The sequence below is a fragment of the Mycobacterium colombiense genome (assembly GCF_001672755.1).
Lineage (GTDB): Bacteria > Actinomycetota > Actinomycetes > Mycobacteriales > Mycobacteriaceae > Mycobacterium > Mycobacterium colombiense_C.
The window spans coordinates 1-18,784 of record NZ_LZKI01000039.1 but is presented as its reverse complement, the minus strand read 5'-3'; the positions used below and the strand labels follow the sequence as shown (position 1 = coordinate 18,784).

Below are 18,784 nucleotides of genomic sequence, written 5' to 3'. Positions count from 1 at the left end.
TGGTAATTACCTCATTTGGCGAATTGCGATTTGGTCAGAAGCATCCCGATCCGCGCACTCGGGAAAGTGGATGTCACCTTGGTGGCGAGGACACAACTGGCCTGTCGCGATGAGCCGACGGATTCCAAAGGAGCTGCGGACGGCATCAGCTGCCAACGGCCGTCCTGCGGCTTAGCGGGCTGGCTTGATGAGCAGACCCTGGCCGGTGGGCAATGTGCAGATCTTCACACCCAGCTCGCCGGCGACCTCATCCATGGCGATGCGCTGCTCGTCGCGTCCCCGATTCGCGTAGTCGTCCAGCAGCACAAACGCGCCGGGTGTCAAGCGCGGCCAAAAGAAGCGCAGCGCAGCGACTTCGGGGGGCGCGCAGTTCATGTCGATGTGCAGGTAGGCCACCGACGTCGCCTCCATCTGCTCGAGTGTTTCCGGGACGGCGCCCACGATGATGCGCTGGTTTTTCCATTGCGCGAAATTGGCGCGGACGCTGTCGACTCCGTTGACGTACATGCCGTTACGGAGATGCCCCTCGCTGATCGCCAGCGCCCCCGCCTGGCGTTCGTTGTCGGTGACGAACCGCGGGTCGAGGCCGGCGAAGGTGTCGAGCAGGTAGAACGTCTTGCCCAGCCGATCCCAGTCCAGGTATTCCATGATGGCGCTGCTCAAAAAGCCGTAACTGACGCCACACTCGACGAAATCGCCCTCGAGGTGGCTGGCGCTCGCGGCGGCCCACAGCCCCACGTGCACGCGCCATTGCCACTGGTACCAGTCCTCGTTGCCGAGAGATTTGGCACCGCGCTGGTAGGCGCGCTGGAAGTCGGGATCGTCGAGGAAGCCGTGGAAATTGTTGAACGTGATCAACGCGTCGTTGGCGTAGACGTCAGGCAGCAGGGTACGCGCGAGCCAGTATTCGGTGCGCACCCACCACATCCTGAGGCGGGTGCCAGTCGTCAGCCCAGTTGCCACGGCGGCAACCCTAACATCGGCGGGGACGCCGTCCCGGGGAACCGCAATGCGGGGGCCGTGACCGCGTTTCGACCATCCCTCGCTAGAGGGCAAACCGTTTCGTACACTTAGGGTTTCAGCTATCTCACTTGCGCCACAGCACGCCGGTGCCGTCGATCTCAACGATCTCACCGGTCACGTTGTGCTGCGTGCGGTAGTCGGTAACGGCCTGCGCGCACGCCTTGATCGCGTGGTAGTCGTCGACGATGCAAAAGCCTCCGGGCGACAGCCGCGGATAGAGCGCATCGAGCGCCTGAATCGTCGACTCATACAGATCGCCGTCCAGCCGCAACACCGAGATCCGGTCGATCGGGGCATCCTGCAGGGTGTCCTTGAACCAGCCCGGAACAAAACGGACCTGGTCATCGAGCAACCCGTAGCGCTCGAAATTCGCCTTGACGTGATCTTGCGGCACGCCCAGGATGCGGGCGTGGCGGTGCAGCTTAATCCCCTTGTCCGCCTTGTAATTGGCGGTGTCCGGGGGCGGCACTCCGGCGAATGAATCGCACAGCCACACCGTGCGCTTCTCGTCCCCGTGGGCCGCCAGCACGGCGCGCATCAGGATGGAGGCGCCACCGCGCCACACACCGCACTCGACCAGGTCGCCGGGCACATCCTCTTCCAGCACCGTCTCAACGCAGTTCTGCAAGCTGGTCAGCCGCGTCATGCCGATCATGGTCAAGGCATCCGCCGGCCAGTCCAACCCGAGGTCGCGCGCCTGCTTGTTGAACGGACGTTTCCGCACGAGCATCAGGTTGCGGGTACTGAACAGGGGACGACCCAGGCGGTACAACCCGACCGGCACCAGCTCGTCACTGCCATACCTGGTGAGGTCACGCCGGAGCAGGTCGAGGTATGCAAACCGCGTGTCGTGATCGGTCACGGCCAAAACTGCCCCTTAATCCGCAAGCCAGTAGTACCGGTAGAGCCTAGACGCCGCGTGGACGCCGTTAATGCGTTTCGCAGTGTATCCGTTGCCCACTCAGCGACTTCGCTCTGCTGGAACGCCGGGAATACAACGCCCCGAGCGGGCGAACTCTTCCAGCAGATCGACGGCGTGACCTGCGCTCTCGGCGGGCTTGCTCATCCGGGTGGCGAGCTTACGGGCACGAGTGAGGTACTCCGGCGCGAGGATCTTTCGTAGGTCCGCGACCAGCGATTCGGGCGTGGTGGCCGAGAACCGCCGAGACATACCCACCTTCAGTTGCTTGACGTGCGACCCCCACATCGGTTGGTCACCCGCCGTCCAGAGGATCAGCGTGGGAACGCCGGCGCGCAGGCCCGCCGCCGTGGTACCCGATCCGCCGTGGTGCACGACGGCACGGCAGGCGGGGAAGATCTTCGTGTAGTTGACCACGCCGACGACCTTGACGTGCTCCAACTGAGGCACATCGGTGAAGTCGCTCCAGCCAGAACAGATCAGGGCCCGCTCCCCCAATTCCGCGCAGGCGGCGCCGATCATCCGGACCGTATCGGCGGGAGTTTCGGCGACGGGCATGCTGCCGAAGCCGAAACATATCGGCGGCGTTCCCTGGGCAATCCACGACAAGGTCTCGTCGTCGGAGTCCGTCGTCAGTTCCATGGTCAACGAACCCACGAACGGCCGCTGAGTGCCCCATTTCGCCCATTCGTCGGCCAGCCCGGGGAAGCAGACGTCGTCGTACGCCTGGATTTCCAGCGATCCACGTTCGGCGATGCGTCGCGGTGACGCGACCGTGGCGGGCGGCAGGCCGAGCTCGCGGCGCTGCCGATCCTCGGCCTTCTTGTTCATCCGCCAGCACATCCAGTCGTAGATCGACATGCCGGTGCGGACCATGGGTCCGGGAACCTTCGAAAGCAGTTGGCCGTTGGGACGCATCGGAATGTAGTGCAGCGTGGCCATCGGAATGCCGTAGTAGTCGGCGACATTGATGGCCAAATCCTGGTAAAGCTGGCCGGTGAACAGCAAATCGGCGCCCGCGCCCACCGACATCAGCGCCGAGCTCATTTCCTGCCAGTTTCGCAGAACCGGTTCCCAGGCTTCGCGCATGAGGCTGATCGGTCCCTTGAGGAAGTTCTTCCAGAAGTCCCGAATGAACTCGTCGCTCCAAAAGTCGCGCATATCGGGCCCATAGCCGATCGCCGGAAGTCCGGCCGCTTCGGCCAGGCTGACGAGATTGGGCGGGACGGCCATCCGAACGGAATGCCCCCGGCGCATCAGCTCACGACCGATGGTGAGGCAAGGTTCTATATCCCCACGCGTTCCATAGCTTGCCACAGCAAATTTCATCGCGACTAATACCTTAATCAATCTCCGACGGCATGGGCAACTTTGACTGGCGCGTCTTCGCTCGGTAACCCGCGTCCCGCCATTGGCCCTGCGATGTGGCTAGAGACATTGAATGTAGTTGTTTCGCAACGGATTTGGCCGCCCGAGGCCAGAAACGATCGCGAGTGCGCACCGGTGCAGTCGAGTGCGACAAACCCAACCCCATCGGCCTTTCCCCCCGACCGTAGAAGTATGACAACCCTGGGTGGTTTGGCTGAACCCCAGGTGTCGCCGCCTGATCCTACGTAAGTCTGCCAGACGATCGACACCGTGTCTCAGGAAAATGAGAAGTCGGTCCGGATAGCTCCTTATGCCCCAATTCGATAGCTGACTAAGCTATTCGACCTGCACAATGGCGATGCCGAGCTAGCTGGAGCGACTGCGACTTCGCGAACTGACGAAATTCTCCACAACGTCGGCGGCCTTGACCACGCTGTCGGCCGGCTTGGTCATCCGGGCAGCGATCTCGCGCGCGCGCACGGCGTAGTCCGGGGCCAGGATCCGGCGCAGATCCCCCACCAACGTTTCCCGGTTGGTTGCCGAAAACCGGCGTGTGGTACCAACTTTCAGTCGTTTGAGCTGAGCTCCCCAGATTGTCTGATTGGCGTCCATCGACAGAATCAGCGTGGGAACCCCGGCGCGCAGGCTTGCGGCGGTGGTGCCCGAACCGCCATGGTGGACCACCGCACGGCAGACGGGAAATATCGTCGCGTAGTTCACCGGGCCCACCACCTTGACGTGATCGGCAAGGGGGACGCCGCTGAAGTCGCTACGGCCGGCTGCGATCAGCGCCCGCTGCCCCAGCTGCGCGGACGCCGAGCTGATCATTTCGACGGTGTCGGCCGGGGATTCGACCGGCATGCTGCCGAAGCCGAAGAAGATCGGCGGCGTCCCGCCCCGAATCCAGGACATCACCTCGTCGTCGGCTTCGGTGGTCAACTCCATCGTCAGCGGGCCGACGAAGGGCCGCAGGCCATCCCATTTCGCCCACTCGTCGGCCAGGCCGGGAAAGCAAACCTCGTCGTACGCTTGGATTTCCAGCGATTCACGGTTGGCGATGCGTCGCGGTGACGGTCCTTTCGCCTTCGGCAGCCCCAGTTCCCGTCGCTGGGTGTCCTCGACTTTTTTGTTCAGGCGCCAACAGAACCAGTCGAACGCCGTCATCGACGAGCGGGCCAGCGGCGACGGCAGGATCGAGACGACCTGGCCGTTGGGCCGCATGGGGACGTGATGCAGCGTGGCCAACGGAAGGTCGTAGTACTCCGCGACGTTGGCCGCCGGCTCCTGGTAACTCTGCCCCGCGAACACCAGGTCGGCTCCGTCCGCCAGCGACATCAGCGTGGTGTTCATCTGCGCCCAGCACTGGTCGCTGAGATCCCACATCTCGCGCCACATGCCGCGCATTTCCTGGATCTTCCAGAAGCCGCGGAAGAACGATGTCCAGAAGTCGCGGTATACGTCGAGCCAGGCCTGCGATTCCAGCCCGTACGGGACGGCCGTCAGCCCCGCGGCCTCGGTGAAGCCGACCGAGTCGGGCGGGACGGCCATGACCATGTCATGCCCCCGGCGTTGCAGTTCGCGCGCCACAACCAAGGAAGGCTCGATGTCGCCGCGCGTTCCATAACTGGCCAGCACACATTTCATCGCGAATCCACGCCCTTCGGTTGCGCTATCACTTGAAGCACCGACATCACTGTAAATATCGACGAAACTCCACTGCAGCGGTTTGCGCGACTGCATCGAGGACGAACTAAGCGCAGGTGAGCCTCATGACTTGCGCCACAGCACGCCGGTACCGTCGATCTCCTCGATCTCTGCGGTCACGCCATGTTGCGTACGGTAGTCCGTCACCGCCTGACGGCATGCAGCGATGGCGTGGTAGTCGTCGATGATGCAGAAGCCACCGGGCGCCAGCCGCGGGTAGAGGGCATCGAGCGCCTGAATCGTGGACTCGTAAAGATCGCCGTCGAGCCGCAACACCGAAATGCGTTCAATCGGGGCGTCCTGCAGGGTGTCCTTGAACCAGCCCGGAACAAAACGAACCCGATCATCGAGCAACCCGTACCGCTCGAAATTCGCCTTGACTTGCTCCTGGGGTATCGCCAGCACGCCGGCGGCGCGATGCAACTTGATGCCCTTGTCGGCCTCGTAGTTTTCGGTATCCGGCGGCGGTACCCCTTCGAACGAATCGCACAGCCACACCGAACGCTTCTCATCGCCGTACGCCGACAGCACGGCGCGCATCAAGATCGATGCCCCACCCCGCCACACACCGCACTCGACGAGATCACCGGGAACCTCGTCCTTCAGGGCCGTCTCGACGCACTGCTGCAAACTGGTCAGCCGCTGCATGCCGATCATCGTCAGGGCATCCGCCGGCCAGTCCAGCCCGAGATCACGCGCCTGCTTGTTGAACGGGCGCTTGCGCACCAGCAGCAGATTGCGGGTGCTAAAGAGGGGACGCCCGAGGTAATTCCAGCCGACGGGCACCAATTCGTCGCTGCCGTACCGGGTGAGGTTACGTCGCAGCAGCTCAAGGTACGCGGAACGGGTGTCTAGAAAGGGAGATCGCATGTCACGATCGGTAACGGTCAAAGCTGCCCCTAAGTTCAGATGAAGTCCGGAAATGACGCCCTCGAGAACGTCGAGCCCGTCAATGCGTGTCGCATTTGTCCACTAACGCGCCTCACCGGCCTCCTCGACGTGCCCCCCGTTTCTACCGGTTGACCCATCCCCTGCCCTACCGAGTAGTAGCAACCATCATAAGCGTTAATTTTCGGGGCCCGGCCGATGGATGCGCGGAGGCACACGCTCCTCAGCTGCGCCCGGCATGTTCGACGGCGGGACGGCCCGATTCGTTCGACGCAACCTCGGGTTGCCCCCCGATCCAGTCGAGCAGGGCGCCCAGACCTTCGTCGAGTGTGGCCTTCGGACGCCACCCCAGCTCGGTTTGCGCCGGCTCGATGTCGCAACTGGCGGCGCGCACGTCGCCGTCGCGGAATTTCGGAACGACGACCGGTTCGGGCGCGCCACACATGGCGGCAATCTTGTTGGCCAGCTCATGGATTGTCGTCGCGTTGCCGGACCCGATGTCGAGGCAGCGGGGCTGGGTCGCGGGCCCCTGCACGGCGGCGAACAGCGCGTCGACGACGGCGTCGATGTAGACGAAGTCGCGCACGATCCGGCCGTCCTCGTAGACCTCCAGCGCCAGCCCCTGCCGCGCCAACCGCGCGAACAGCGCCACGATCCCCGTGTACGAATTGGTCAGCGACTGGCCGGGGCCGTAGACATTCTGCAGACGCAGCACGCTGAGGTTGGTGTCGTGCGCGGCCGTCCACGCAGCCAACAGGTGCTCCTGCGCCAGCTTGGTGGCCGCGTACACGTTGGTGGGGCGGGGCTCCGTCCGGTCGGCGCGGCTCGGCAGCGGCACCGCCTGTTCGCCCGTCGGCCCCTGCGGATCCCAGACACCCGCAAGCAGTTGTGCGTGGCTGCGGGGTTTCGGGTAGAAAATCCGCTCGCCGGATTGCCACGCGCCCTCGCCGTAGACGGCCCGCGACGACGCCAGGACCAGTTGCTCGGGCACGATTCCCGAGCGGCTCAGGGCGTCGAGAAGCTGAGTGGTTCCAACCACATTCACCGAGCCGTGGCGCGTCGCCTCGGACAGCGACTGCGCGGTCCCGGTCTCGGCCGCCAGGTGGACCACCTGGGAAGGACGGAACAACCGCAACACCGCGTCCCAGTCGGGCGCATGGGTGACGTCGCCGGTGAACAGCCGCACGGCTGGCGGCAGCTCGATCGGCCGGCCGCCGGCATGCACCTGGGGATGCAAGACGTCCATCACCGCGACGTCGTATCCGGCCTCGACGAGACGGTGTGAGAGGGCCGACCCGATGAATCCTGCCCCACCACTGATGAGCACGGACGCTGACAAGAATCGACGCCTTTCTTTCGTGTGCAGAGGAAATTACGCAACCGGCACGCGTCGCCGCGGTCCGGTCGATCATAACGGGGACTCTCCGCGGCATCACGGGATTCTGCGAAGCGGACCGACGGACCCGGAATTCACACGAAACGCGCGAAAGGAGCGGGCGAAAGAGGCTAGGCCCAAGTCCCCCGGTGCCGATGCGCCATCGCAAGGACCTCCATCACCGGGCGTGCGATGGCCGGTCGGAAGATACGGAACAGCACGCTGTTCGACAATCCGTGAAAGTCCTCGAACGCCTTACGGAAATCCCGCTCACTTTCCCGGTAGCACGCGAACACGCGGTCCAATGTCGACATGTCGAGCGAATCATCCTGGGCGGCCTCGCGTAACGCTTCGTAGACCAGCGAGATCCAATCCGCGCCGAAAAGGTCCGTCACCGGCCCGCGGTGCCGTTGGCGATGGAGACCGGGATTGAGGAACTCCTCGACAGCGCCATCGTTTTGGGTGTGCAGTTCGACCGGCAACTCGGTGGAAATTCGCTTGATCTCCCGACGCCAGTCATCGAGAAGATTAGCGTAGTCGACGAATACGCGCGGCACGCCGCGAGTGTTTCGTTCAGCGAGGATGTTGCATTTCAGCCATAACGCGCTCGCGAGCGCAGGAGAGACGTGCCAGGACTTCACAATCGACGAGATGACCTCTTGCGGATGCCGTACGGCGATGACCGACGCGACGTCGAATCCGGCCTGACGCGCCGCCTCGAACCACAGGTCGGACAGGGTGGTGATCCTGGGCTCCTTGATCACCACGAGCGGCGCCGCGGGCAGGGTGGACAGATACGCGGCGATCTTCGCGACGCAGGCCCTGCTCTCGCCGGCATCGACCGCGCCGTCGTCCAGAAACCGCAATGACGGGTCGTACCAATTGGTCCCGAGCCGGCGCAGGATTGTCTCGTTCAGCGAAATGGCCGCCCGCGGTTCCCAGTAGCCGAGCGGATTGTTCGCGTCGGCGCCCAACATCGCGGCCGGAAGCGTGCCGCCGCACAGCGAGAGCACCCGGGTGAGCGCCGAGGTTCCGGACCGTTGCGGCCCGAGCACGAACAACACAACCGGACGGGTGCCGAAGCAATTGGAGGCGCTGTCGACTGGTTTGCTCGTCCGGGCCAATCTCATCGCGAATCCAACCTTTCACTTCTCGGGCGTCTAGCCGACTTCAAGAATTCTGTTGTTATTCATGCCTTTCCGATCTGATGCAGGCCCGTTCGACGGGCGCGCAGCAACCACCGGAGCCAACCCGATTGCGCACACTATGAAGTCAAGGGCAGTAATCTCAGCTCTCTCAACATCTTTGACAATATGAGGAGATCCATTACCGAACTCCTCGTCCGGAGTCAGGTCTGACTTGCGACCGTCAACTTCGCCCCCCGGATCAGTTCCATCGGATCATTGCGCCCGCTAAGGACTATAGCCCGGCACGAAGGATCAGGACACCATTTTTACGAATTCGTTTTGTTTACTTAACTTTTGGATGACAACGCAGCGGATCGCCATGACGGCATCGGTTGTTATGCCTGGTGCGAATTGCATCAGCGAGCCCGGTGAGCCATATCCGCAAACTTATGCGCGGCCGTCGACAGCTCGGCCGGGCATTCCCGCGGACGCAGCTTGGTTACTCTAACAAACGATCTCAGCCGCGGTGCGCCAACCACGCCGAAGACCAAGTAATTGACGGAACGACGCACTGACCAGCGCGACGACCGGCCTAGGCCCAGGCTCCCCTGCGCCGATGCACCATCGCGGCGACCTCGAGAATCGGCTTGACGATGAACGGCCTGAACACCCGGCGGATCACGCTGTTGGTTCGCGTGTGAAATTCCGTGAAGGCCATGCGGAAATCACGCTCGCTGGCCTGATACGACTCGAAAACCCGATCCAATGTCGACACGTGCAGGGGATCGTCCTGCGCCGCCCCCCGCAGTGCTTCGTAGACCGCGGAGATCCAGTCGCTGCCGAAATGGTCGGCCACCGGGCCGCAGTATCTCTGGCGACGAAGATCGGGAGTGAGAAACTCCTCGATCGCGCTCTCCTCCGCGGTGTCCAGATCGATTTCGAGCGTCGTGGCAATGCGCTTCATCTCTCGGTGCCAGTCGTCGAGCAGGTTGGCGTAGTCGACGAACACCCGCGGCATACCGCGGGTGTGCCGCTCGGCCAGCAGGTTGTATTTGAGCCATAAGGCGCTCGAAAGCTCCGGCGAGGTTTGGACATACTTCGCCGCCGAGTCGACGACCTCCTGGGGATGACGCAGCGCGATGACCGCGGCGACGTCGAAGCCGACTTGGCGCGCCGCCTCGAACCAGAGTTCGGAAAGCGCGGTGATGCGCGGCTCCTTGATCACCACCAGCGGCGCCGCCGGCAGCGTGCCCAGATAGGCGGCGATCTCCGCGATACAGGCGGCCTTTTCCCCGGCGCCGAACGCGAGCTCTTCTTGCAGCCGCATCGTCGGGTCGTACCAGTTGCTGTCGTGGCGACGCAGGATCGTCTCGTTGAGCATGATGGCCGCGCGCGGCTCCCAATAGCCGCGCGGGTTGTTCCCGTCGGCGCCGCACATCCCGGCCGGCAGGGTGCTCCCGCACAGCGACAGGACGCGAGTCAGCGCGGACGTCCCCGACCGCGCCATGCCCAGCACGAACAGCGCGACGGGGCGGACAGTGGTTCCCGAGCGGGCGGGGTGCGCCGGCAGGTCGGCATTTGCGATGGATTGGCTCGTCCGGGCAGGCGTCATCGCGGAACCCATACCTTTCAGTTCGCTCTGGCGGGCCCCCGGGATCTCGGGCCATTATGCATGACTTTGCAATTCCCGGGGCGATGTTCAATTAGTCGTTTTCCGCAACGACACCGCCGGTTCAAGTCACACCTTCGGCAACGTCAATGTGCGGGTCGGAGATCGTGATCCGGTGCTTTTCCGATTCTCCGCATAAACGTGAGACTGAGGGTTGCGGATTGTTTGCGGGGATTTCCGGATCCGCGACAAAGGAGCCGTGAGGCGGTGCCCCTGGCGCCGTCGCGGTGACCATCCAGCGAGATGTCGGGCGGTGTTGCAGCGCGAAGCTTTTCAGTGACCTACTCGGCCGAGACGGCGTCCGCGGCCGGCGGTGCGCCAATGCCCCCGTTACCGTGCACTCGGCGCTTGAAGCGCGACTTGAGCGACAACGCGCGCTTTTCCACCAGGAACCAGCTGAGTGCGGCCAACGGAAGGGTGACGATGGCGGCGACGACCGCGAACGCCAGCGGAGGCAAGAAGCCGAGCCCGCAGATGACCAGCAATTGCTGCATCGGCCACGCGTAGATGTAGACGCCATAGGAAAGGTCGGTACGCAACCGCAACCGCCTGTTGTGAATCAGCGCGCCCGACACCACGACGGCGTACGCCAGCGGAAGCGCTGCGAGTACCCGGTAGTTAGGCACCAGCAAACCGGCCACCAAGACGATCACGGCGCTCACCGCGACCAGCCACCACCGAGCTGGAATCTTGTCCCGGTACTCGTGCAGGACCGCGCCCGCCGCGAACACCAGCGCGAAACGCGAGATCATCTGGAAGATCGTCGGAATCCCCGTAGTCGGGTAAGACACCAGCGCCGCGCCAGCAAGGAAGAATGCAAACACCACCGGAGCCGGCCACCGGCGGTTTGCGAGTCCGGCTACGCCCGCAACGGCAATCGCGATGTAGCAAAACAATTCAAATATGAGGGTCCACAGGACTCCGTCCCACACGTGCGGATACGGGACGTCGCGCGGCGTTCCATCGATGCTCTCGTAGTAAATGTTCAGAACCGCATTGTTCAGCACGTACTCGATCGGGGCACGAGACGTAAGCATTGCCGCAGCCGATCCGCCTTGAATCATCACGCTGATTGGAGCGATGACGAATGCGATCACGATCATGCACACCCACAGCCCCGGAAAGATGCGAAGAGCCCGTGCAACAAAGTACTCGCGAAGCCGCGGGTTTCGCACCCAGCTCGATGTGATGAGAAACCCCGATATGGCGAAAAATCCGTCGACCCAGGCCTGGTTGAGAAGCTGGTCGGCCGGAAGCTGGCGGCCGGTGAGCGGCCAGGAGTGTCCGAGGATAACCCCGGATGCCAGCACCAATCGCCATACGTTTAGCCCGTTAGATCGGGCATCGAAAACCTGCGCGAGTGTCGGCCTCAGTGACCATGCCCTCTGCGTCCGGCCGTTCGCAATAGACTCAGCCTCAGGGAGTTTGGGGTCCCCATTCATTGCAATCTGCCGTTGCACATTCGGCCGGGCAAACCGTCGTTGCCCGTCTGCAATGCGCACGCAGGCACACCATTGTGGATTACGACCGAGAACATCCGCATCAGGCTACACCCACAGACCAGCCGATATTTTTAGCGCGAAAACCGTCTTGTAGTCGGCCCTACCATCCCACGGCAGCCTCGCCGCTCGTTTGCTTGCCGTCCGGCGTCAGCCGGCGACGGCTCCCGGCTCGTAGAACGGCGCCCCGAACTCGGTGACCGACCGGAATCCGCGTTTGCGTGCATTCTCCGCGGCCCTGCGGATCAGCGCGTAGATGCCCACGAACGCCGCGTGATCGGACATCACGAAAGGTGTCAGCAGCCGGTTGTGCACCAACGCGAACGCCACCCCCGAAGCGGGGTCGGCCCAGCCGACCGAACCACCCATCCCGACGTGGCCGAAGCCCGGCATCACACCGCCGAGCGGCAATGTGTGATAACCCAGGTGAAAAGCCAACGGTACGAAGATGTTTCGGTCCGGTCGCAGACTGCGCTCACCGGTCAGGCCGGCGACCAGATCACGGGAGAGGAATCGGATGCCGTCGACCTCGCCGCCATTGGCGATGGCGCCGTACATACGTGCCAGGCCGCGCGCGGTGGCTACCCCGTTGGCGGCCGGGATCTCCGCGTCCAGCAACGGAGCGTCGCCCTGGACGGCACCGACCAGGCCCTTGAAGTACATCGACCGGTATGCCCCGGACATCTCGTTGGCGACCTTGCGGGTCACATAGCTGACGACCGGGTTGCCGATCAGGTGCTGCGGGCAGATGATCTCGGCGGCCCGCGTCGGGGCCTCGACCGGCGGCCGGCCGAGGTGCAGCCCGTCGGTGTCCAGTGGCTCGGCGAGTTCCTCGCGGATCAGCGTGGCCATGCCCTTACCGGTCACGGCCCGGCCGAGACCTGACATTAGCCAGCCGAACGTCAGCGCGTGATACGCCGATTTGCCCAGTAGCCGCCCCGGGGCCGCCGCGGCCAGCTTCTCCTCCATCACGACGTGATCGAGCAGTTCTTCCTTGGTGGCGCCGCGCAGGCCCGACAGCCCGGCTTGATGCCGCATCACCTGGCGCACGGTCATGTCGGCCTTGCCGTTGGCCGCGAACTCGCGCCAGTATTCGGCGACCGGCGCGTCGTAGTCGATCAGCCCCCGGTCGGCAAGGCGATGGATGACGGTGGCGGCCATTCCCTTGGTCGCCGAAAACACCATGGGCGCGGTGTTTTCCGTCCACGGTCGCTGGCCACCCCGGTCGGCCCAACCCGTCCAAACGTCGACGACGGGCTGGCCGTCGACATAAACGGCCAGCGCCCCGCCACCGAACCGGCGGACCGGGAACATGCTGGCGAAACTACGAACGACGCAACCGAAGTGTGAGTCCGCCGCGCCGGACACACGATGACCTGCGTCAAGGTCATCGTGGACACGGACCGCGCGGCGATCGACTCGGGTATCCACCGTCACAACTTTGAATTTACTTGAATTACACAACCGTCCGGATCGAAATGCGGATTATTTACCTATCCGTTAGCCCGTCGCGGCCGCCAATATTTGCTCGGCCGCCAGCGCGGGAGTTAGCTCGCCCGCCTTGACCTTTCGTTCCACGTCGGCGCGGATCTTGCGCACCGCCGGGCTGGACAACAGCCGGTCCAGCACCGTGTCGCGCACCATCTGCCACGTCCAGTCGACCAGCTGGGCCCGGCGGCGCGCCTCGAACTCCCCCGCCTCGGTGAGGACCTGCCGATGGCGTTCGACGGTGTCCCACAATTCGCTGAGGCCCGTCCCTTCGGCCGCGCTCATCGTGAGAACGGGCGGCCGCCAGAGTGTTTCGCGCGGATGGATCAGCCGGATCGCACCGGACAGCTCGCGCGCGGCCGAGCGAGCCTCGGCGAGGTGATCGCCGTCGGCCTTGTTCACCACGACGATGTCGGCCAGCTCCAGCACACCCTTTTTGATGCCCTGCAGCTGATCGCCACCGCGGGCCAGGGTGAGCAGCACGAAGGTGTCGACCATGTTGGCCACCGTCACCTCGGACTGACCGACCCCGACGGTCTCGATCAGGATCACGTCGAAGCCGGCGGCCTCGAGCAGCACCGCGGTTTCGCGGGTGGCCTTGGCCACCCCGCCGAGGGTGCCCGAGGTGGGTGAGGGCCGGATGTATGCATCCGGATGCATTGCCAGACGGGCCATCCGGGTCTTGTCGCCCAGGATCGAGCCGCCGGTGCGCGTCGACGACGGGTCCACGGCCAGCACCGCCACCCGGTGGCCCAGCTCGATCAGATGCATGCCGAGGGCCTCGATGCTGGTGGACTTCCCCACCCCGGGGATCCCGGTGATGCCGACCCGATACGCGTTGCCCGAGTCCGGGGTCAGCTCCAGCAGCAACTGCTGCGCCTTCTTGCGATGGTCGGCGCGGGTGGACTCGAGCAGCGTGATGGCCCGCGGCAACGCCGCGCGGTCGCCGTTGCGGACCGCCTCGGCCAAATCCTCGACGGAGTCGTTCCGTTGGGAAGCCATTTAGTCGAGCGTGTAACCCAGCCGCTCGGCGAGCTTGTGCAGCAAGCCGATTGCGGCGTCGGCGATCACCGTCCCGGGCGGGAAGATGGCGGCGGCCCCGGCCTCGTACAGCTCGTCGAAGTCGCCCGGCGGGATGACGCCGCCGACCACGACCATGATGTCGGGCCGTCCGGCTTCGGCCAGCGCGTCGCGGAGCGCGGGCACCAGCGTCAGGTGACCGGCGGCCAGCGAGGACACCCCGACCACGTGCACGTCGTTGTCGGCGGCCTGGCGGGCCACCTCTTCGGGCGTGGAGAACAACGACCCGACGTCGACGTCGAATCCGATGTCGGCGAACGCCGTCGCGATCACCTTCTGGCCGCGGTCGTGACCGTCCTGGCCCATCTTGGCGACCAGAATCCTGGGGCGCCGACCGTCGGCTTCCGCGAACTTCTCGACGAGTTCGGTCGCGGTTGCCATGTTTCCGGCCTTTCCAGCTTCGTCGCGGTAGACCCCGGCGATAGTACGGATCTCCGCCTGGTGACGGCCATACACCTTCTCCAGCGCGTCGGAGATCTCGCCGACGGTGGCCTTGTGGCGGGCCGCGTCGATGGCCAGCGCGAGCAGGTTGTTGCCCAGCCCGTCCTCGCCGGCGCGACCGTGGGCAGCCGCCGCGCGTGACAGTTCCGCCAGCGCGGCGTCGACGGCCTGTTGGTCGCGGCTCTCCCGCAGCTCCTTCAGCTTGGCCAGCTGCTCGGCGCGCACCCGGCTGTTCTCGACCTTGAGGACCTCGACCTCCTGGTCCTCTTCGACCTGGTACTTGTTGATCCCGATCACCGGCTGGATCCCCGAGTCGATGCGGGCCTGGGTGCGCGCGGCGGCCTCCTCGATGCGCAGCTTGGGGATGCCGTCGCTGATGGCCTGCGCCATGCCGCCGTGCTCGGCGACCTCGGCGATGTGGGCGCGGGCCCGTTGTGCGAGTTGATGAGTCAGCCATTCGACGTAGTACGAGCCGGCCCACGGGTCGATCGGCCGCGTGGTGCCCGACTCCTGCTGCAACACCAGCTGGGTGTTGCGGGCGATGCGAGCCGAGAAGTCGGTGGGCAGCGCCAGCGCCTCGTCGAGGGCGTTGGTGTGCAGCGACTGGGTGTGCCCCTGCGTCGCGGCCATCGCCTCGATGCAGGTGCGCGCGACGTTGTTGAAGGCGTCCTGCGCGGTAAGCGACCAGCCCGAGGTCTGCGAATGTGTGCGCAGCGACAGCGATTTGGCGTTCTTCGGGTCGAACTGAGACACCAGCTCGCTCCACAACAGCCGCCCCGCGCGCAGCTTGGCGACCTCCATGAAGAAGTTCATCCCGATGCCCCAGAAGAAGGACAGCCGCGGCGCGAACTTGTCGATGTCCAGCTCGGCGTCCAGGCCGGCCTTGATGTAGTCGACCCCGTCGGCCAGCGTGTAGGCCAGCTCCAAATCGGCTGTGGCACCGGCTTCCTGGATGTGGTAGCCGGAGATCGAGATGGAGTTGAACTTCGGCATCTTCGCGCTGGTGTAGGCGAAGATGTCGGAGATGATGCGCATCGACGGCTTGGGCGGATAGATGTAGGTGTTGCGCACCATGAACTCTTTGAGGATGTCGTTCTGAATGGTGCCGGCCAGCTTCTCCGGCGGAACGCCCTGTTCCTCGGCGGCCACCACGTACAGCGCCAGGATCGGCAGCACCGCGCCGTTCATCGTCATCGACACCGACACCGTCGACAGGTCGATACCGTCGAACAGCTGGCGCATGTCGAGGATGGAATCGATTGCCACACCGGCCATTCCGACGTCGCCCTGCACGCGTGGGTGATCGGAGTCGTACCCGCGGTGGGTGGCCAGGTCGAAGGCCACCGACAGACCCTTCTGGCCCGCGGCCAGGTTGCGCCGATAGAAGGCGTTGGACTCCGCTGCGGTGGAGAAGCCGGCGTACTGCCGGATGGTCCACGGCTGGTTGACATACATCGTCGGGTAGGGCCCGCGCACGAACGGCGGTTCGCCGGGGAAGCTGTGCAGCGGATACCCGTCGGCTTCGACGGCCGCGCGGTCCGCGCCGATGTAGACCGGTTTGACGTCGATGTCTTCCGGTGTCTGCCATTGCAATTGGTCAGGTGTGTACAGGTGCGCGGCCGCGGCCGCGGCCACGTGCTCGTCGACGGCGGCTTCGGTCGCCGGCGCAACGGTCCGCTCGCTGCGCAGCGGCACATCGGCGAAGCTGCCGACAGCGGGTGCAGTGGTCGTCATCGTGTCTACGCCCCCAGCCTCGTGAGGAGATCCGATAAAGCTTCGACCGCATTGATTTTCGCGGTCAGGAATTGGTCCGGTTGGTGCTCGGCGTCGGCCACGGCCTTCTCGGGGCCGGCCAGATAGACCCGCGCGATTCCGGCGTCGCGGGCCGCCTGTACGACGCCCGACGCCTCATCCTGGTAGCGCTTGTCGGTGCCGCAGATGACCGCCGCCGATGGCGACCCCGCGTCGGCCATCGCCGACGCGATGCCGTCGGGGTCGACCGTTCCGGGGTTGACCGCCTCGATGCCGCCGGCCGCCAGCAGGTTCGAGGCGAACGTGGCGCGGATGTTGTTCTCGGCCAACGGCCCCAGCGGCAGCAACAGCACCTGGGGGCGGGAGCCGGTGCGGGCCAGGTAGGCGTCCGACCGGTCCCGCAGCGCCTCGAACTCCGCGGCGTACCGCACCAGTTTCCCGGCGGCGAGCGGCGAATACGTCGAGTCGCTTTGCGGCAGGGGCGCTTCGGTGAGGTTGGGGAATTCGTTGACCCCGGTGATCGCGGTCCTGCGGTGCGCGATGTCGTCGGTGCGGCGGGCGGCCACCTCGGCGATCTGCCCGGCGATGAAGTCGCGGGCCTGCGTGAATCCGCCGTGCTTCTCGATGGCCTGGAACTGTTCCCAGGCCTGCTCGGCCAGGCGGTGGGTGAGGTCCTCGACGAACCATGAGCCCCCGGCCGGGTCCAGCACGCGGCCCACGTGCGACTCCTCGAGAAGCAGCAGCTGCGTGTTGCGGGCGATGCGGCGGGCGAAACTCGTTGCGATGTTCGGGAATCCGCCCTCGATTGCGACATCGAACGGGAACACCAGCAGGGAGTCGGCGCCACCGACACCGGCGCCGAAGGCGGCCAGGGTGCAACGCAACATGTTCACCCACGGGTCGCGCTGGGTCATCATCGGCAGCGACGTCTCGGCATGGATGACCGCCGCGCCGGCATCCGGGTCGCCGACGACCTCGGCGACCCGCGCCCACAGATTGCGCGCCGCACGGAACTTGGCGACGGTCATGAACTGGTCGTCATCGGCGGCGAACCGGAAGCTGATCTGCCGCAACGCCTGGCCGATCGACAATCCCGATTCGGTGAGCACCCGCAGGTAGCTCACCGCGGCAGCGACAGCGGCCGTTAGCTCCCACGTCGCGTTGGCACCGAGGTTGTGGAACGCGGGGCCGTCGACGGTGATCGCGCGCACACCGGTGTGCCCGGCGGCCCGCTTGGCCACGGCGACCACGTCGTCGATCTTCGGCGCGGGCCGCTCGCTCAGGGCCGCGCTCAGCGGATCGCCGCCCAGGTCGATCGACAGCGTGGCGCGCTGGTCGGGTTCCACACCGTCGGCCACCGCCAGCACCGCATCGCTGGCCGCCGGGTAATCGGCACCGGCCTCGAGGATCAGCGGCGCCATGCTCAGGTAGACACCCTCGAGCGTGTCCGCGAGCTGATCGGGCGCCACGCCAGATTCCCCGATCCGCAGGATCAGGGCGCCGGCCCCGTTGCCGAGCGCGTCCAGCACCGCGGAGTTGACATCCTTGGCCGCGACACCGGGCACCGGGGTGGCCGGGAAGGCCTCGGCGACCTTCCAGCCGGACTTGACGTCGCGCAGCGCGTCGCCGCCGCGCACAAAAGGCCACTCGCCCGGCAGCGGCGGTTCCGGCAGTTCGTCGAGCGCGGTGTAGAGCGCGCGGACCGCAATCCCCTCGTACGTCGGGGTTTCCAGCAGCCGCTCGGGCGCGTCGCCCAACTGCTCGGGGTCCTTCCGGGTGCTTTTAGCCAGCACTCCGGCGACCGCACTGCGCCAACGCCCGCGAACCTGTTCCAGGTCGTCGAGCTCGGGTACATCAATGGACACCGATTGCTCCCTTTTCCCAGCATTTGGGCTACAGCTCTGGGGATACCACTTAGCTATTGAGGCTAATTGATGACCGCTCGTCGCTAAAAACCGCCGGGTGCGGCGGGCGGGCCGGATTCCGGGTGAAACGCCAGCCACGGGATACGGCCATTTCATCTGCGCCCCGTACCCTAGGAAGGCGTGACGGGTTCCGCCACCAGCAAAATCACCGAGACGCTCCGCGATCTCGGCTGCGCCATCGGCGTCGCCGCGCGAAGCGTGTCCCGGTCGCGGATCGTCTGGACAGTGGTGGGCATCACAGCGCTGGTGGTGCTGGCGTCGTGGCTGCCGCTGCCCTCGCCGGTGCAGATGCGCGACTGGGCGCAGTCCGTAGGACCGTGGTTTCCGCTGGCGTTCTTGGTCACCCACATCGTCGTGACGGTGGTGCCGATTCCGCGCACGGCGTTCACCCTGGCGGCCGGGCTGCTGTTCGGCCCGCTGCTGGGCGTCGCCATCGCGGTGGTCGCCAGCACCGCGAGCGCGATGATCGCCCTGCTATTGGTGCGCGCGGCCGGGTGGCGGTTGAACCGCCTGGTGCGCCACCGAT

The 18,784-nt window shown here is 65.2% G+C and carries 12 protein-coding genes and 2 pseudogenes; 1 reads left to right on the top strand and 13 read right to left on the bottom strand.

The annotated features are described in order from the left end of the window. Nucleotides 1-171: 171 nt before the first annotated feature. The 13 genes and pseudogenes from A5708_RS05435 to mutA form a co-directional block, all read right to left on the bottom strand. On the bottom strand, nucleotides 172-927 hold the full coding sequence (locus A5708_RS05435; protein WP_065027643.1) for a TylF/MycF/NovP-related O-methyltransferase: 756 nt from the start codon (nucleotides 925-927) through the stop codon (nucleotides 172-174). Nucleotides 928-1,087: 160 nt separating this feature from the next. After that, nucleotides 1,088-1,891 carry a TylF/MycF/NovP-related O-methyltransferase gene (locus tag A5708_RS05430; RefSeq protein WP_065027642.1) on the bottom strand — a complete coding sequence of 268 codons (804 nt, stop codon included), beginning with the start codon at nucleotides 1,889-1,891 and terminating at the stop codon, nucleotides 1,088-1,090. A 93-nt stretch (nucleotides 1,892-1,984) separates the two neighbouring features. Further along, complete coding sequence (locus A5708_RS05425) at nucleotides 1,985-3,271, bottom strand: glycosyltransferase (RefSeq protein WP_065027641.1); 1,287 nt, start codon at nucleotides 3,269-3,271, stop codon at nucleotides 1,985-1,987. 405 nt (nucleotides 3,272-3,676) lie between these two features. After that, the gene (locus A5708_RS05420; RefSeq protein WP_065027640.1) at nucleotides 3,677-4,954 is read right to left on the bottom strand and encodes a glycosyltransferase; all 1,278 of its coding nucleotides are present in this window, start codon (nucleotides 4,952-4,954) and stop codon (nucleotides 3,677-3,679) included. 123 nt (nucleotides 4,955-5,077) lie between these two features. Further along, the gene (locus A5708_RS05415; protein ID WP_065027639.1) at nucleotides 5,078-5,884 is read right to left on the bottom strand and encodes a TylF/MycF/NovP-related O-methyltransferase; all 807 of its coding nucleotides are present in this window, start codon (nucleotides 5,882-5,884) and stop codon (nucleotides 5,078-5,080) included. Between the two features lie 241 nt (nucleotides 5,885-6,125). Beyond that, nucleotides 6,126-7,229 (bottom strand): NAD-dependent epimerase/dehydratase family protein, encoded by a 1,104-nt coding sequence (locus A5708_RS05410; RefSeq protein WP_065027638.1) that lies wholly within the window; start codon nucleotides 7,227-7,229, stop codon nucleotides 6,126-6,128. A gap of 179 nt (nucleotides 7,230-7,408) precedes the next feature. After that, nucleotides 7,409-8,407, bottom strand: a complete 999-nt coding sequence (locus A5708_RS05405; protein ID WP_065027637.1) for a sulfotransferase family protein — start codon at nucleotides 8,405-8,407, stop codon at nucleotides 7,409-7,411. 589 nt (nucleotides 8,408-8,996) lie between these two features. Further along, a complete protein-coding gene (locus tag A5708_RS05400) occupies nucleotides 8,997-9,911 on the bottom strand; it encodes a sulfotransferase family protein (RefSeq protein WP_065027652.1) in 915 nt (304 codons plus the stop codon). A gap of 443 nt (nucleotides 9,912-10,354) precedes the next feature. Continuing rightward, entirely contained in the window at nucleotides 10,355-11,515 is a 1,161-nt protein-coding gene (locus tag A5708_RS05395; RefSeq protein WP_065027636.1) for an acyltransferase family protein, read from the bottom strand. A gap of 207 nt (nucleotides 11,516-11,722) precedes the next feature. After that, nucleotides 11,723-13,009, bottom strand: coding sequence for a serine hydrolase domain-containing protein (locus A5708_RS05390; protein WP_065027635.1), 1,287 nt, complete (start codon nucleotides 13,007-13,009; stop codon nucleotides 11,723-11,725). Nucleotides 13,010-13,061: 52 nt separating this feature from the next. Beyond that, nucleotides 13,062-14,062: pseudogene (gene meaB / locus A5708_RS05385) on the bottom strand (methylmalonyl Co-A mutase-associated GTPase MeaB). Then, nucleotides 14,063-16,315 carry a methylmalonyl-CoA mutase gene (gene scpA / locus A5708_RS05380; protein WP_065027633.1) on the bottom strand — a complete coding sequence of 751 codons (2,253 nt, stop codon included), beginning with the start codon at nucleotides 16,313-16,315 and terminating at the stop codon, nucleotides 14,063-14,065. It abuts the pseudogene before it with no gap. Nucleotides 16,316-16,320: 5 nt separating this feature from the next. Beyond that, nucleotides 16,321-18,198, bottom strand: coding sequence for a methylmalonyl-CoA mutase small subunit (gene mutA, locus A5708_RS05375; protein WP_065027632.1), 1,878 nt, complete (start codon nucleotides 18,196-18,198; stop codon nucleotides 16,321-16,323). Between the two features lie 180 nt (nucleotides 18,199-18,378). Between mutA and A5708_RS05370 the strand changes: the two are divergent. After that, nucleotides 18,379-18,784, top strand: a pseudogene (locus A5708_RS05370) (TVP38/TMEM64 family protein); the annotation flags it as partial.